1 protein-coding gene is annotated in these 543 nt (G+C 63.0%); it reads left to right on the top strand.

What is annotated here, in order from left to right:
- Positions 1-543: IS256 family transposase (locus A5777_RS12000; protein ID WP_156529361.1), on the top strand; the 543-nt coding region annotated here is incomplete at both ends.

Here is a 543-nt window from a genome sequence, read left to right as displayed (position 1 = left end):
CTGTCCCACGAGACGATCTCCAAGATCTGCGACGAGGTCCTCGACGCGGTCGACGAATGGCAGAACCGGCCGCTGGAGGCGCTGTACCCCGTCATCTATCTCGACGCGTTGGTGGTGAAGGTCAAAGACGGCGCCCACGTCCGAAACAAACACGCCCACATAGCGATTGGCGTCGACATGGCCGGTATCAAGCATGTGTTGGGGATCTGGATACAGGCCGAAGAGGGCGCGAGGTTCTGGGCCGGGGTGTGCGCGAATCTGGCCAACCGCGGCGTCAAAGACGTGCTGGTCGTGTGCTGTGACGGGCTCACCGGATTCCCCGAGGCGATCGAGGCGACCTGGCCGCTGGCCACCGTGCAGACGTGTGTGGTGCATCTGATCCGCAACGCGATGCGGTTCGTCAACTACAAAGACCGCAAGGAGGTGGCCCGGGCGATCAAACCGATCTACACAGCCCCGGATGTCGAGGTCGCCCGCCTCGAGTGGGAGGCCTTCCGCGACTCGGAGTTGGGTGTCAAATACCCCAGTGCAGCACAGGCTTTC

This window comes from Gordonia sp. 852002-10350_SCH5691597 (assembly GCF_001665715.1).
GTDB lineage: Bacteria > Actinomycetota > Actinomycetes > Mycobacteriales > Mycobacteriaceae > Gordonia > Gordonia sputi.
The sequence above is the reverse complement of the archived record's forward strand: the minus strand, read 5'-3'. Positions and strand labels throughout refer to the sequence as shown.